General features: G+C 44.8%; 15 protein-coding genes. 9 read left to right on the top strand and 6 right to left on the bottom strand.

Translation table 11 applies throughout. The annotated features are described in order from the left end of the window. Positions 1-123: 123 nt before the first annotated feature. Both DW015_RS12380 and DW015_RS12375 read right to left on the bottom strand, forming a co-directional pair. Entirely contained in the window at positions 124-1,125 is a 1,002-nt protein-coding gene (locus DW015_RS12380) for a DUF4236 domain-containing protein (RefSeq protein ID WP_117905838.1), read from the bottom strand. A gap of 147 nt (positions 1,126-1,272) precedes the next feature. Further along, complete coding sequence (locus DW015_RS12375; protein ID WP_041337749.1) at positions 1,273-2,805, bottom strand: 4Fe-4S dicluster domain-containing protein; 1,533 nt, start codon at positions 2,803-2,805, stop codon at positions 1,273-1,275. A 422-nt stretch (positions 2,806-3,227) separates the two neighbouring features. Here DW015_RS12375 and DW015_RS12370 point away from each other — a divergent pair, with 422 nt between their 5' ends. From DW015_RS12370 to DW015_RS12330, 9 genes are all read left to right on the top strand, one after another. Then, on the top strand, positions 3,228-3,692 hold the full coding sequence (locus DW015_RS12370) for a terminase small subunit (protein WP_022287537.1): 465 nt from the start codon (positions 3,228-3,230) through the stop codon (positions 3,690-3,692). Then, positions 3,689-4,933 carry a PBSX family phage terminase large subunit gene (locus tag DW015_RS12365; RefSeq protein ID WP_117905837.1) on the top strand — a complete coding sequence of 415 codons (1,245 nt, stop codon included), beginning with the start codon at positions 3,689-3,691 and terminating at the stop codon, positions 4,931-4,933. The genes DW015_RS12370 and DW015_RS12365 overlap by 4 nt, the downstream gene beginning before the upstream one ends. A gap of 33 nt (positions 4,934-4,966) precedes the next feature. Next, positions 4,967-6,133 (top strand): phage portal protein, encoded by a 1,167-nt coding sequence (locus tag DW015_RS12360; protein WP_117905836.1) that lies wholly within the window; start codon positions 4,967-4,969, stop codon positions 6,131-6,133. Further along, complete coding sequence (locus DW015_RS12355) at positions 6,130-6,966, top strand: hypothetical protein (RefSeq protein WP_117905835.1); 837 nt, start codon at positions 6,130-6,132, stop codon at positions 6,964-6,966. The genes DW015_RS12360 and DW015_RS12355 overlap by 4 nt, the downstream gene beginning before the upstream one ends. A gap of 227 nt (positions 6,967-7,193) precedes the next feature. Then, positions 7,194-8,168, top strand: a complete 975-nt coding sequence (locus DW015_RS12350) for a hypothetical protein (RefSeq protein ID WP_117905834.1) — start codon at positions 7,194-7,196, stop codon at positions 8,166-8,168. A gap of 60 nt (positions 8,169-8,228) precedes the next feature. After that, a complete protein-coding gene (locus DW015_RS12345) occupies positions 8,229-8,609 on the top strand; it encodes a hypothetical protein (RefSeq protein ID WP_022287532.1) in 381 nt (126 codons plus the stop codon). Between the two features lie 15 nt (positions 8,610-8,624). After that, positions 8,625-9,047 carry a hypothetical protein gene (locus DW015_RS12340; RefSeq protein ID WP_117857983.1) on the top strand — a complete coding sequence of 141 codons (423 nt, stop codon included), beginning with the start codon at positions 8,625-8,627 and terminating at the stop codon, positions 9,045-9,047. Further along, positions 9,040-9,384 carry a hypothetical protein gene (locus DW015_RS12335; RefSeq protein WP_117905833.1) on the top strand — a complete coding sequence of 115 codons (345 nt, stop codon included), beginning with the start codon at positions 9,040-9,042 and terminating at the stop codon, positions 9,382-9,384. The genes DW015_RS12340 and DW015_RS12335 overlap by 8 nt, the downstream gene beginning before the upstream one ends. After that, a complete protein-coding gene (locus DW015_RS12330) occupies positions 9,384-10,292 on the top strand; it encodes a hypothetical protein (RefSeq protein ID WP_117905832.1) in 909 nt (302 codons plus the stop codon). The genes DW015_RS12335 and DW015_RS12330 overlap by 1 nt, the downstream gene beginning before the upstream one ends. 74 nt (positions 10,293-10,366) lie before the next feature. On the opposite strand, the gene DW015_RS12325 is transcribed toward DW015_RS12330, so the two are convergent. From DW015_RS12325 to DW015_RS12310, 4 genes are all read right to left on the bottom strand, one after another. Then, positions 10,367-11,248 carry a carbohydrate ABC transporter permease gene (locus DW015_RS12325; protein ID WP_117897547.1) on the bottom strand — a complete coding sequence of 294 codons (882 nt, stop codon included), beginning with the start codon at positions 11,246-11,248 and terminating at the stop codon, positions 10,367-10,369. A 6-nt stretch (positions 11,249-11,254) separates the two neighbouring features. Further along, complete coding sequence (locus DW015_RS12320) at positions 11,255-12,184, bottom strand: sugar ABC transporter permease (protein WP_117877229.1); 930 nt, start codon at positions 12,182-12,184, stop codon at positions 11,255-11,257. A gap of 93 nt (positions 12,185-12,277) precedes the next feature. Beyond that, positions 12,278-13,792 (bottom strand): carbohydrate ABC transporter substrate-binding protein, encoded by a 1,515-nt coding sequence (locus DW015_RS12315; protein ID WP_117865286.1) that lies wholly within the window; start codon positions 13,790-13,792, stop codon positions 12,278-12,280. Between the two features lie 78 nt (positions 13,793-13,870). Beyond that, positions 13,871-14,881: a LacI family DNA-binding transcriptional regulator gene (locus DW015_RS12310; protein ID WP_117905831.1), complete on the bottom strand. Its 1,011-nt coding sequence runs from the start codon at positions 14,879-14,881 to the stop codon at positions 13,871-13,873. Between the last annotated feature and the right edge of the window lie 724 nt (positions 14,882-15,605).

Below are 15,605 nucleotides of genomic sequence, written 5' to 3'. Positions count from 1 at the left end.
CGAATTTCTTAATAATAGTGTCCAATATGATTGACAAACCTACAGAGGGGAGTTTAAGTGAGGAGGGGAGTTTAAGTGAGGAGTGAGGAGTGAGGAATGGCAGCGCCGCACTTTGCAAGATAATTAATTATTGATTTTGGCGTTAGAGTACATAATAACTGTATTAAGTCCAGACCTTGAATGAAGCTCAAGTTTTCCATATAAACAAATCGGCAACTCTCTGTTATCTTTAAATCGTCTATCTGGACCGCCCGACTTATTGACATATCTCCACGTTTTATCGACTATTTGAGCATCCCTAGGTACGTTTCCACTCTCAACAAAACGTGTTGTATATTTATTTGAGGATATATCTGAATAATTCAATGCACCAATCTTACTTCCTTGCATAATAAAGAGCTTATCAGGCATAAATAGCAAGGTTTCATTTCCAGCCTTAAAAGAGGCAACTTGAATGTTAGCCTTAAACGGAAAAGGCGCTTTCGTTGAGGTTTGACAATCTGTTCTATTAACTGTGTTACTAGCACCAGAAGTGTACTTTTTATCAATTACTTTGCTAGTTTGCATTATTCGCCAAACTTTTGTACATTGAGTAATCTTAATCATTGGTTTCATTCGCTCATCTACAATGGATTTTTGATCTTCATCAATTGAATAATCTAAATCAATAGTGCCTTTTGTTTTGACATAGATTTTTAAAGCGAGAAAAATAGCGGTAAATAGAAACATTGCGGGAAAAATAAAACCGCAAATAATAGATATCAACAATCCAATAGTTGATACTTTATTAATTTTTAATGTTTTACTTGCAGAAGCCAGCATATCTTCCAATCCCTCAGATACCAATGCAGTTGCTACATTATTTATGATATTTTGTGTATCATAATGATTATTGTCTATTGATTTTGGATATCTATTTTCAGATTGACTTTTGTTATTTTTACTGCTTTCGTGGACATATGAAATTCCTGTGCCAGGAATTGATGCAGTTGTTCTTTTAGTTCCTTTGGCGGTTTTAGTAACACGATATCCTTTAACACCCCAACTGTAACCAATTCCTGATTTGCTAAGATTTATTCTAAATCCTCCACCTAAATTTATGCTTTTTCTATACCTAAGACCCATTTCTTTTCTCCTCCTATTTCTTGTTTTGAGAGTTGCTTTATGTTGGTGACCATAAAAAGATTTGTTGTTCTAATTCTGAAATTATTCTATTTAATACATATAGTCAAAAAGCGGACAGCATAACGCTGTCCGTTTCAATTTTATCTCTTATTTGTCATCATGCGGCTCGGTGATAAGATCAAGATTGATCTCGTACTTGGAGTCGAGAGAGTTTTGTAAAGGTGCGTCCTTTACATATTTGTTTACAAGCGCTGTACTCTTTTCTACCGCCTGAAGCGTTCCTGCACCTGCTACACAACCGCCAGGACAAGCCATGCCCTCGAGAAGATAGCCGTCGTATTTGCCCGCTTTCGCAAGTGTGAGAAGCTTGCGGCAGTCTTTAAGTCCCTGCGCTGATACTACCTTGACCTCACGCTCCGGGTCAAGCTTGTGGATAACGTCTGCTACTGCCTTTGCTACGCCGCCGCTTACTGCAAAGCCACGTCCGTCACCTGTACCCTCGCAAAGATCTACCTTTTCTTCGTCTGTGATGTCTTCAAATGTTACGCCCTTGGCATTGAACATTCCCATGAGTTCCTCAAAGGTAAGCACAAAGTCTACGTCGCTGCGGATAGTACGTCTTGAAGCTTCAAGCTTCTTTGCCGCACATGGTCCGATAAATGCGATACAAGCGTCAGGATCGTCCTTTTTGAGCATTCTTGCTGTAAGTACCATTGGCGTCAGAGCCATAGAAATGTATGGGGCAAGGGTAGGGAAAAGCTTCTTCGCCATTACTGACCATGCAGGACAGCATGATGTCGCCATGAATGGCTGATGTTCAGGAACTTCTCTCATGAAGTCCTTTGCTTCCTCGATGGAACAAAGGTCTGCACCTATTGCTACCTCGACCACGTCTGCAAAGCCAAGCTTCTTCATTGCCGCTGTGAGTTTTTCAGGGCTTGCCTTTGGTCCGAACTGACCTACAAATGCAGGTGCTACGATAGCGATGACCTTCTTCTTTTTCTTCATTGCTGTTATAAGCTGGAATATCTGTCCCTTGTCTACGATAGCGCCGAATGGGCAGTTTACAAGACACATTCCGCAGGATACGCACTTGTCATAATCTATTTTTGCCTTGCCCTCTTCGTCTGAGCCGATAGCGTCCATGCCGCAGGCTCTTGCGCATGGTCTTTCCATTTTGTTTATTGCATTGTATGGACAGACACTCTGACATCTGCCGCACTTTATACACTTAGACTGATCTATTACTGACTTGCCGTGCTTGATGGTTATGGCACCCTTTGGACAGACTTCCTGACATGGGTGTGCAAGACAGCCCTGACAGCAGTCGGTAACATGATAATGAGTTTCAGGACAGCCGTTGCAGGCAAACTTGATTATGTTTACAAGCGGTGGATCGTAATACTTTTCTGCGATCGCACTTTCTTCAATGCCGTCAGCCACAGACTTATGCTCCTCGATCGGTCTTAGGGGCAGACCGATAGCAAGACGGAGCCTTTCTTCAACGATAGCTCTTTCAAGGAAGATAGACTCACGGTAAACAGCCTTGCTTCCCGGTACTATTTTATAAGGAAGCTCTGCGATCTTTTCGGCATAATCGCCCTCTTCATAGGCAAGTCTTGCCACCTCTGTAAAGACTTTTCGTCTGATATCTGTTACTGAGGAATAGATACCTCTCATTTTCATATTTTTACCTCCTGCGTTGTTCTTCAAATTTGTGTCATACACTTACTATTGTACTATTTTTTCGGCTTTTGTCAAGTAATATATACTTTTTTTCATAAGGTATATTGAAAGTTTCGCATGACTTACATATTTGTCTGAAATAAGGTGCAGTGAGGGTACGAAACGGCTCGGAAATTCAAAGTATTTCTTTTTACAAACAGTTTTTCTGTTCATGAAAGTATGTGGCTTTTGCACAGTTTTGGGCAGGTCGATTTATGCAAACAAATGATAAATGATTTAATTTGACAACATTTCTGCAATTGTTGCATTTTTTATGCAACAAAAGGGGCATTTTTCGGGATAAGTGAGAGATGTTTTTTGAGAGCCGTTAAGATACGGCGGACATCTTTCGCAGAAATTAAAAAAGGAGGAACGATATGGCAGGCGAACAGAAAAGATTTGCGAGATTTTTCTTCTATCTGAGAAATCTTCGTGAAGCGGCTTTGCACACCGGTGCAAGGGCGGAGGAGGCTGAGGACAGGGGGCTTGAGCTTCTGCACTCGGCAGAAACGGAGGCGGAGCTTAAAAAGCTGGAGGAGGCTGACAGCGACACCCTTTCTTATGTGAAGCGAGGGCTTAACAGGATAGCTTTCGGGGCGGTGAATGACGCTGTAAAGCTTGTTTTTGACGCTGAGAACATGACGGCAAGGGACATCATGGGCATGGATCTTTTTAACGTGAGCGAGATAAAGATCAGCGGAAAGAACGTTTTGGAGATCAAGTTCTTTGACAGGCAGAAAGCCTTGGAAAAGCTTGGGGAGCTTGCGCCTCAGCTTGACGGCGGCGGTGAGTCGAAGCGACTTATCGAGAGCATTTACGGCAGGGACGGTGATAGCTTGTGAAAATAACAAGGCTGTCGGAAAATCAGAGGTTTGTTTTCAGATGGTGGACGGCACGGGATCTTAGTGATTACGACGGGATAATCTGTGACGGTGCGGTCAGATCGGGCAAGACCTTTTGTTTGTCGGCGTCTTTTATGACATGGGCGATGACTAACTTTGACGAGTGCATTTTTGGGCTATGCTCAAAAACTATCGTGTCGCTGAAAAGGAATATCCTGCCTGCGCTCAGAGAGTATATGAAAGCCATGGGCATGACGGCTGTGGAGGTCACGTCAAAAAACTATATGGACGTGAGCTTTTGCGGCAGGAAAAACAGGTTTTACTACTTTGGCGGCAGGGACGAAGGCTCGCCCTCTCTTATCCAGGGCGTGACCCTTGCGGGGGTGCTTCTTGACGAGGCGGCACTTATGCCCAGAAGCTTTATAGAGCAGGCTGTGGCAAGGTGTTCGGTGGCGGGGAGCAAGCTGTGGTTCAACTGCAATCCTGACAATCCTTACCACTGGTTCAAGAAAGAGTGGATAGACAAGGCTGAGGAAAAACGGCTTATCTACAGACATTTTGTGCTGGAGGACAATCCGACCCTTGACAGGGCGGTGATAGAACGCTATCACAGGATATACAATGGGACGTTTTACGAGCGTTTTGTGCTTGGCAAATGGACGGCGGCAGAGGGGCTTGTTTACCCTATGTTCGACGAGGAGAAAAACGTCTTTGATGGTGAAATACAGTGCGAGCGGTATGTTATAAGCTGTGATTACGGCACTGTAAATCCTTCAAGCTTCGGGCTTTGGGGCGAGAGTGGCGGAGTGTGGTACAGGCTCAGGGAGTATTACTATGATTCTCGACGTGAAGGTATGCAGAAAACTGACGAGGAGCATTACAAGGGGCTTGAAGAGCTTGCCGACGGGCTTTGCATCGAAAAGGTCATTTGCGACCCCTCGGCGGCTTCGTTCATACAGTGCATACGCAGGCACGGAAAATACACTGTCCAGCCTGCAAAGAACGATGTTGTTTCGGGTATCAGGCTTGTGTCAGACTGCATAAAGGACGGCAGGATAAGGATAAACCGCAGGTGTCGTGATACGCTTCGTGAGATAAATCTTTACCGCTGGGACGATAAGGCAGGAAAGGACGCACCTGTGAAAGAGAACGATCACGCCATGGACGATATGAGATACTTTGCAGCAGAATGTCTGGGACGTGAAAAGGACGGCTTTTTTGTACTGACAGTTGAACATTAGTACAAAAAAGCGTACAGAAAGAAAGGAGAGAAAATGAGTATTTTCAGAAAGAAGGTCCGTGAATTTGTGCCGAACACGGCAGGCTCTGACAGAGAGTCGGGGTTTCATTACAGGCTTGCGCCTGAGGGGGTTTTTCAGCAGGAGCTTTATGACGCGCTCAGGGCGAACGTGCCGATCATCGACGCTTGTTTCGGCAAGATAATAAGGCTCACAGGGGGCTTTAAGGTCACGGCTTGTGACGAGAGGGCGCAGGTGGAGCTTGACAGGTTTTGCAGAGAGGTTTCCGTGGGGGTGTCGGGAAAGTCCATTTACACTTTTGCGGATATGTATCTGGATTCACTGCTTACATATGGCAAGGCGATAGGCAGGATATATGCAGATTACAGAACAGGCAAGGTAAAAGGGATATATGTTGGCGACCCGACTTTGTACAGAGTGCGTGAGGGCAGGAACGCTTTTGAAAAACGTATTTTTTACATGGGAAGCGGTGAGGAGATACCGGTAAGAAGTCCTGAAAAACTGCTTTACACGGCGCTCAATCCTAGTCCTAAGCACCCTGACGGTGTGTCCATACTCCGTGGATTGCCTGCGCTGAGCGAGATACTTATGCGAATTTACGAGTGCATGGGGCAGAACTTCGACAGGGTAGGAAACGTGCGCTATGCGGTGACTTATCACCCTGAGGGGGAGAGCGACAGGGCGAGAGCCAAGGAGCGTGCAGAGCAGATAGCTCAGGAATGGAGCAGGGGAATGAGAGCCTCACGAAACGGCTCTGTGCAGGACTTTGTGGCTGTGGGTGATGTGGACATAAAGGTCATAGGCGCTGACAATCAGATGATAGACACGGAGATACCTGTCAGACAGCTTATGGAACAGCTTGTAGCGAAGCTTTCAATACCACCGTTTTTGCTTGGGCTGAACTGGTCAACCACTGAGCGAATGTCTGCACAGCAATCGGATATCCTCACAAGCGAGCTTGAATATTACCGCAGACTGCTTGAACCTATACTCAGAGAGATATGCGAGGCGTTTTTAAGGCTTAACGGATATGCTTGTGGGGTGGAGATAGAGTGGGACAACATAAATCTTCAGGACGAGGAAGCGTTGGCGAAGTCAAGGCTTTACAATGCGCAGGCTAAGGCGGCGGAGCTTGAAAACGAAAGGGTAGAGAACGAGAGAAAAAAGGAGGAAATGCAATGAGCGAAACAGTATCAGGCGAGGAGCTTGAAAAGATAAACGGCTATGCGAGAGAGCCGCTCACGGAGGACAAGGTCTTTGTTTTCAGGGTGGCGCTTTGTGACAATGACATTGACAGAGATGGTGAAAAGTTTTCATCAGGCGCTTTGGAGAAGCTTGCGGAGCTTTTTAAGGGCAGAACGGGTATTTTTGACCATGACCCTAAAAGCTCAAAGCAGACTGCCAGAATATTCGACACTTGGGTGGAAACTCTGCCTGAGAAAACTACGACAGACGGAGAGGTCTACCGCAGGCTTATGGCAAAGGCTTACATGGTGCGAACTGCTTCTAACGGCGACCTTATAAGCGAGATTCAGGGCGGAATAAAGAAAGAGGTATCCGTTAGCTGCACCATGGGAAAGAAGCTTTGCTCTGTATGCGGAGCGGATATGTACAAGGGCGGCTGTGACCATGAAAAGGGCGGAGAATACGGCGGTAAGCTGTGTTATCACATTCTTGACGAGCCGCTTGACGCTTACGAGTGGTCGTTCGTGGCAGTGCCTGCACAGGTGAACGCAGGGGTAACGAAGCGTTTTGCGTTAAGGGAGAAGCATGAAAGCACCGACAAGAGCTATGAGCTTGCCCTTGCGAGGGAAGCTTTTGAAAAGGACGTTTTAAGGCTCAGCTATTTCTGCAAGCCTTTTATGAGTGCAAAGCGTGTGAAAGAACTTGCGGAGCTTATGACAGTTACGGAGCTTATCGACTTCCGTGGCAGGCTTGAAAAGCAGGCGGCTGAGAATGAGGAGGTCTACAAAGCTGAAAGGGAGAGCTTTATCACGGGGGATTACAAAATGTAAGGGGCAGATGTGAAAGGAGGTGATGACAATGTGGAGATAGGGGCTCAGGTGTCAGGGAAAATATGTTTCTCACCTGCAAAACAGCGAAAATGCGTAACATTTGTTGGGGCGATCTTGGGTCGCCCGTGAAAGAGAGGGTTTGATGCAGGCTGAGTTCATTAGAAAACGCACATCTAAATCAGTACAAAAAAACGGACAAATTTAATTATCGAAAAGGAGAAAATAATATGTACAACAATATCAAACTTGAAAAGGGACTTTATTCTATCACAGGCAAGACATTCACACAGGCGCTGGCTGAGCTTGATCCTGACGCAAACTATGAGAACACCGAGCTTAAAGGTCTTGACGCTTTTGAAAGACAGCTCAAGCGTTTTGACATCAAGGTAAAGGGTGCAAATTCTGACAGAGTGGAAAAATTCTTCATTTCCACTGAGTCGGCAGTGCTTTTCCCTGAGTACATAAGACGCACTGTCAAGCAGGGCATGGACGAGGCTTCTATCATGGGCAAGGTAGCGGCGGCTGTTTCATACACTGACGGAGTTGATTTCAGAGGTCTGAACGTTACAAAGTCAGGTTCAACTGACGTTGTGTCAGAGGGTGGAAATGTGCCTATCACAACTGTCAGACTTAGCACCTCCAGTAAGACTCTTACAAAGTTTGCAAGACGTCTTAACTGTTCTTTTGAGTCTGTAAGGAAGCAGAAGCTTGAGGCTTTCGGCGTGGTGCTGAAAAACCTTGGGGCGACTATAAGCAGAGATGTGAACAGTCTTGCCATGACTGAGATAACAAGAGGTATTACAGCTCAGACTCTTATTGGCAGCGAGCTTACTTACGCTGATCTGGCGGCCTTTTGGGCTTCCATGGGCGAGTTCAACATGACGACCATGATCTGTACTCCTGATGTTATGGCTAAGATCCTTGCTATGGACGAGATGAAATACTGCATTGGCGACTATATGGCAGGCGGCACAGTTCAGACGCCATATGGTGTAACGCTTGTAAAATGCCCTCAGCTCACAGGCGGTATTGCGGTGGGCATCGACCAGAGCAGTGCTGTTGAAATGGTGCTTGGAGGAGATGTTATCGTGGACTACGATAAGCTTCTTACAAATCAGTGCAACGAGATCGTTTGCTCAGTGCTTGCAGGTTTCTCTGTACTTACGAGCGGTGCTGTAAAGACGCTGAAAACTACAAAGTAAGCTGAGAGGATAATGAAAAAGGGACGGTGGGCGGGTATATTTTTTGAAAGGAGCAGGAAAATGGCAATAAGCAAAGACAATGTAAAAAGCAATTTCATGGAGCTAAGCGGACTTGACAGCACGTCGGCTGAGGTGTATGCAGGGCTTATAACGGTGTGTGCTGACGAAATGGAAAAGGCTGTTGACCAGGAGCGAATGGTCGCTGAGGGCGGGACGGCTATATGCGAATTTGCGGCGGCAGCGGAGGTCTTTTACAGATTTATTTGTCTGAAAGCCGCTGAATACAAGGTCATGTTTACGGCACAGGGCAAGGCGGTGGAGGCTTTTGACGAGGAGAACAGGATAAAGGCGGCAAGAGAGCTTCGTGACAGCGCAGTTTCAAGGGCGGAAAGATTTTTCTCAAAGGACGGCTTTGTATTCAATGCCGTTATCGCATATTAGGAAGGAGGACGAGCCATGACAGTTTGGACAGAAATGGCGGCAGAGATAAAAAAGATACTTGACGGAGCAGGCTTTACTGCAATGGGTGAATACACTTCGGCTGACAGTCTATTGCACAGCGGAGAAGCAATTGGCTTCTATGGACTTAAAGGCTATGATGTGGTCGATGAAGTCATTGGGCAGGGCGGCAAAAAGCTTTACACTGAGTATATATGTCATATCGACCTGCGGCTCATGGGCAAGGCAGGAAAATACGATGACATGGAGGAGCTTCAGGAAAAGTGTGAAAGCGTTATGGCGGAGCTTGCAAAAAGCGAGGTTCTGAATGTAAAGAGCGCAAAGCTTGGAAGCGCAGTTCAGACATTGCCCCTTCACAGGCTCGAAAGGCAGGCAGAGCTTAGTATCGGCATTTGCAGTGAGGAGGATATAAGTGAGTAAAAAGGGAAAGATAAAGCTTGACATAGGCACACGGTCATTTTACATGGACGGAGTTAAGCGAAGCGGAGGTTACATTCAGGAGGAAACAAAGGCTGTGAATGGTATTTTGCGAAATATCTCAGGCAAGGCGGCGGAGATATTTCAGTTCAGCGGCAGGATCGCTCCGTCGGACAAGGCTTACGCTTGGGCTGCTCTAAGCGAGAACGGAGGAAAGACGATCAATTTCACGGCAGACGGGGTCTTATACAGCGGATACATACTCTCAGAGATAGAAATGGATTTTCAGCCTGACAGGATAATCGGAAGCCTTATGATAAAGCTTAGGGGGGCGAAATAATGGCAGACATCTACATCAGGTTTGAAACTATTGGCAGTGGCAATTTGGACTATAGAAACATTGTATCAGCAAGGCTTGTGAAAGACCGCTACACGCCATACAGTGAACTTAAAGCGTCTGTCGTTCTGAATAACAGTATAAATCTTAACAATATCAGGCGTGTGGCACTTTATATAGGCAGCAGGCGTATGCACTACGGTCCTGCGGATTACATCAGAACAAGGGTGAGAGGCGGAAAAACTGTTCTTGAACTTATAAGCCGTGGGATAACACTTATGCTGGGGCAGAACGAGCCTGAACCTGGGGTATGGTCTAAGGTGAGTTTGACGGATATTATGAAGAGCTACAGTCCCTCAAGCGAGATAACCTACGAGAGTGGAACTAACACTGTGAACTATGTGAACATCAAAGAGAAGTCTACACTGTGGGAGGCTATCGGCGTATATGCGGTCAAGGCTTATGGCAGGCGTGCATATATCAGAGGGGACAGGCAGGTCAATGTGTCGCTGAGTATCCTTTCGGTGAATATCGGTACTCAGCGTATTATTGAATACGGCAAACAGCTTGATACGAGAACGATGCTGTCAAAGATATATATGAAAAATGTGGACGGGAAGTATGGATATAGCTATTCAAGCGGTAAAACTATACCACATGGTATCACGAGGGAGAAGTATTATGGTCTTGATAAGCAGTGGCTCAATAATGTGGATGCCGGGCTTAAAGATAGGATAGAGTTTGCAGAGAGGGAGTATTTGGTGGAGCATATCACATATGAGGGGTATTGCGGTGAGGATATCACGGATAAAATAATTTGTAAGGGATATGGAGTCAATGGGAAAAGAGTGAGCAGAATGGAGATAACGGTCAATAGCAAAGGTATGCAAACGAAGCTTTTATGTGAATAGGAAAGAGAAGTAAGGAATGAATAGAGCAAAAAAAACAGCGTACAGAAAAACTGTACGCTGTTTGAAGCTTCGTATTAACCCTTTACGCTTCCCAGAGCAACACCACGAATGATGAACTTTGAAAGACAAAGGTAAACAATTACTACAGGGAGGATAGCAAGTACGATGTACAAGCTGAACATTCCCACGTCCTTCTCCTGTGGTCCTGCATAACGCATTGCGTTGAGTACCAGAGGGATTGTGTACTTACTCTTTGATGTAAGAATAAGTCTTGGCATAAAGTAGTTGTTCCAGTTTGTTACGAATGTAAAGATGATCTGAACTGCGAATGCAGGCTTGAGGATAGGAGTAACGATCTTGTTGAAGGTCTTGAACTCTCCGCAGCCGTCGATACGGGCGGCTTCTACGATCTCAAGCGGAAGTGCAGACGCCATATACTGCTTCATGAAGTAGTATGTAGCCGGTGCTGCGACAGCAGGAACAATCAGCGGAATGTAAGTATCTGTCCAGCCAAGTTTGTTCATGAACTGGTAGAAACCGATAGCTGAAGCCTGTGTTGGAACCATCATTACGATGAGAATGAACATATCTGCGAACTTTCTCAGCTTGAACTGGTAAACGTGTGTTGCATATGCTGTCAGTGCTGAGAAGTATACGCTGAGCAATGAAGCACAAGCTGATATGAACAGTGAGTTAGCCAGTGAACGCCATACGCTTCCGTATGCTACGGCTGTTGAACCGCTGAAAAGGTTCTTGAAGTTTGTTGCGAGGAAGTGGTCAGGATACCATCTGATACCTGCCTGTGATCTGCCTCGTGTTGCGTTGATTATCAAAAGATAGAATGGGAAAAGTGAAACAACGACCAAAAGAACAAGGACAACATAAGCTATTATCCTATGTATGATAAGACCAGTACTATTTGTCTTTTCACCAACTATTTCAGTACTTCTTGGCATTTCAGCTTACCCCCTTTTCTTCTTTTTCTTCTTTCCGTCATGGTCAGCAGACGCAAACATAAGTGCAAGTCCGATAACAGCGGAAACGATAAAGATTATTACGCAGAGTGCAGACGCCTTACCGATGTCGCCCTGCTTATTTGCCTGGATTATCATTACGACGGTCTTAAGTTTTCCGTTAGGGTTACCCATATCCTTTGTGAGGAGGGCAGGTACGTCGTACATCTGAAGTCCACCGATGAGTGATGTTACAAGAACATATGACATGATAGGCTTGATGAGCGGAATTGTGATCTTCCAGAATGTCTGGCTGGAAGTTGCACCGTCGATCTGTGCTGACTCATAGAGTGATGTATCAACACCCATGATAGCAGCCATAAGAAGAATTGTTGTATTACCATACCAAAGTATGAAGTTGATGAGTCCAACTACACCTCTTGATCCCCAAACGCTTTCAAGGAGTGGTACCTTGATAAGATCATAGATAGCGCCGCCTCTGCTGAACAAGCTGTAGAACAGAAATGCAAAAGCAGATGCCATGATTACGTTTGGAAGATAGATAACAGCCTTGAAGAATCCCTGAGCCTTTATCTTAAGACGAAGGTCAGTGAACCATACTGCAAGGATAAGAGAGATAACGATCTGTGGGATAAATCCTACGATCCACATAATGATCGTATTCCAGAATGACTGAAGCAGATCACTTCCTGATGTGAATATTGTTGAATAGTTATCAAAACCGCAGAATGTTGGTGTCACCTCGACAGCCTGTCTTGTCCAGCCACCGCCGATAGAACCTTGATCCTTAACATAGTCAGTAAAGCTGTAATAGAAAGTCTGGAACAGAGGATATAGTGAGAAGATGATGTAAACTACAAAGAATGGGATAAGGAAAATATATCCCCACTTGGCATAGCTTATGCTTTTTCTCTTCATATAAGTATACCTATTCCTTTCGTGAGATTAATAAATAATAGGGGGGGATAACCTCCACCCCCTATATTTAATTAGATACTGTTTTTTATACGATTAGAAATCGCAAGTAAGGTTACCATAGAGGTCTGTGATGTTCTTCTTGAAGTTCTCAAGAGCAGCCTCATATGAATCAACTGTGCCGAGGAAGTAGTCCTTCATAGCACCCTGGAATTTCTCGTTGCAGCCCTGGTCATAAGCAGAAAGCTTGTTCTCGAGGGAGATCTTGTCAGCAGCCTCTGTAAGAAGTGCAAGGTGATCCTGTCCGCCGAGGAATGCGTTTGTATAACCGCCGTCGATAAGCTCCTTGATAGCAGCCTTGTTGTTTGTGTAGTCCTGCTCGCCCTCAGTGATAGCCTTAGCTACGTCCTTGTTGCAAGTCATAACCTTCATGATATCAGCAACGATATCCTGGTTATCGGAGTCGATAGCGCCGCAGATCCATGTACCGCCCCAGTAGTAAGCCTGTGGGCCTGAGCAAGCCTTCCAGAGACCATAACCGCCGTTGCCTTCCTTAGCATTTGAACCATCAGCCTTGATTTCTTCGTCAACTGTGTTTGGAAGAAGTGTGAAAGGAATGCCCCATGTTGAGAAGAAGTAGCCGAATACGCCGCCGTCGATCTTCTGACCAGCAGCCCAAGCGTCGTCCCAAAGGGAAGTCTTGTTGTTGTAGCCCTTGTCTGTGTATTCCTTAGTCTGGTCAGCCCAAGCCTTGATCTGTGGGTCAACTGTGATCTTGTTGTCTGTTACCCATGGGCTAGACATATTGTTTGAGAAGCATCTGTATGTATCATCGAAACCAGATACCATCTTGTAGCCCTTGTCAGCCATCTTCTGAGCTGTTGCTGTGAATGTATCCCAATCCTTAACAGCTTCCTGAACCTTCTCTGGATCGCTTGTGCCGAGAACGTCCTCAGCGATCTTTGTGTTGTAGAGGAACAGACCTGGAGTTGCCTGCCATGATACACCCTTCAGCTCGCCTGTCTTTGTATCTGTTGCAACGTCCTTTGTGTACTGATACATCTGTGACATATCGTCGTCTGTGATGCCGAGGTCCTGAATAGAAAGTGCAACGTCGCCGTTAGCATACTTCAGAGCGTAGTCAGCTTCCATAAGGAACATATCTACCTTCTCTGTGCTGTCCTGCTGACCCTTAAGAGCCTCGTCCAGCTTTGTCTGGTAAGCGTTACCTTCGTTTTCAACCTGTACCCAGTTCAACTTAACGCCGTTGATTGTTGCGATCTCCTTAGAACCATCAGCAAGCTCGTTGTATGTAAGCTCGTTTGATGTGCCCTGTGGATAGTACTTATCAAGTCTTGACTTGAACTCTGTGTTCCAGCAGTAAATTGTAAGAGTCTTCTTTGAATCCTCTGATGAATCCACACCGTGAAGCTCAGCTGTGTTTACTCTGTCAGAGCTGTTGTTGATGCCTGTGTTGTTGCCAGCCTTTGATGTGCTGCCGCCATTCTTGTCAGATGTTGAAGATGAATCTGTGCTGCCGCAAGCTGTGAACATTGAAGCTGCCAGACAGAGGCTCAAAGAACCTGCAAGTACTTTCTTAAGATTTGCCATAATAATTTTCCTCCTTAAAATCGCATTAGTTTATTTGATTTGCTCCGCAGCATTTCTGCGGAAAATTAATGCCGTTTGTTAGTTGATGTCGCTTACCGAGCCGCCTTCCAGCAGCTTTCCGTCGACTGTTATCACCTCTTTAAAGGTGGTCTGTGGGTTTTCTATCAGTGAAACCAGCTGTTTTGCTGCTGTTACACCGATAAGGTCTGTGTCCTGAAGATAAGTCGTAAGCTTTGGAGAGAGAAGCTGTGAATAAGCTATTCCGTCGTAGCCCACTATCGAGATATCCTCCGGTACTGAAAGGCCCATTTCCTTGACTGCATTAAAAGCTCCCATTGCTGAATAATCATCGGGCATGAAAACGCAGGTCGGTTTGTTCTCTCTGCTAAGAAGTTCTTTTGTCAGCTTATAAGTCAGATCAGGGTTGTGATAATCACCGTTAAGTATCCAATCGGGTTCAACTGAAATTCCTCTTGTCATACAAGCTTTATAGAAGCCTGCCAGACGTCTTTCGGCTACTGCCGATTTGTTGCCCTGGATAAAAGCGATCTTCCTATGCCCCATCTTCGTCACATAGTTGATAAGCTCTTCCATACCTTTTTCATTATTGGACATGATCGCTGTTCTGCAATCGAAGATGTGGTCGATCGTGACCACCGGTATATCTCCGTTTATCACCTCGTACACGTCCTGCGACGTAAAATCCGTACAGGCAATGATAACACCGTCAACATTGCGGTATTTGCAATGTTCATATGTAGACATTTTCTGCTTGCCCACATCTCTATTTATAAAGGTTATATCATATCCTGCTGCTTCAGCCGTAGTCTTAAAGCTGTCAAGCACCTTTGCGAAAAACTCATGGGTAAGACCGCTTCCTGCTTCGTCGAGATACATGACCCCAAGATTATAGGTCCTGTTGGTCTTTAAAGCTCTTGCCTGAGAATTTGGGAAGTAGCCCATTTCTTTGGCGGCTTTCATAAGTCTTTCTCTTGTTGCCTCGCTTACGTCCTTATGGCCGTTGAGGGCTTTGCTTACGGTTGCGACGGATACTCCGCAGCGAACGGAAATGTCTTTTAAGGAAACCAATGATATTTCCGCCTTTCCGTAGATTTTAAACGTTTACGCTTGATGTTTTCCGTGAAAACTTATTTCAAACGTTTCCGTTAATAAAAATATACAATATTCTCGGCATAATTTCAAGTCTTTTTTCGCATTTTTATGCCCTCTGTAATAAATTATGGAGGTTTAGCCAATTTTTCAACTTTACTTTTGTGCATTTTAACAACGCTATTTGGACAATTGTAATCGATTTGTTACGAAGAAGCTGACAGACCGATCAAAAAGCTGCGAAAATGCACTGCGTTTTCTGAGGGGTATATGAAACCGGGCTGTGTGGTATGTGAAAAATGTATATAAACATTTCTTTTGTATTCGATTATGTTATGTGAAATTACAAAAAGTATCAAACAGCCTGTTCATTAAACGTTTTCGAATAATAATTGTTGAAAAGTGTGCTGTGACATATGATATTGTTAAAATATTATCCTGATATGAAAATATGATAGACATTTGATCGGGAAAGTTGGATTATTCGGTGTTTGCGAAGATATTTCTGAAACGTTTAAGCATATTTCAGCGTTTTTTTATTGTGCAAAATAACGATGTGGAAAGAAAACGTATTTATTTCATACATTATATTCACAAGTTACATATGATATGACTATTTGATAGGGATTTTGCAAAGCTTTGAGAAAAAATCTTGAATTTGTAGGTTTGTCAATCATATTGGACACTATTATTAAGAAATTCG

It is taken from the genome of Ruminococcus sp. AF37-20, assembly GCF_003460465.1.
GTDB lineage: Bacteria > Bacillota > Clostridia > Oscillospirales > Ruminococcaceae > Hominimerdicola > Hominimerdicola aceti.
The sequence above is the reverse complement of the archived record's forward strand: the minus strand, read 5'-3'. Positions and strand labels throughout refer to the sequence as shown.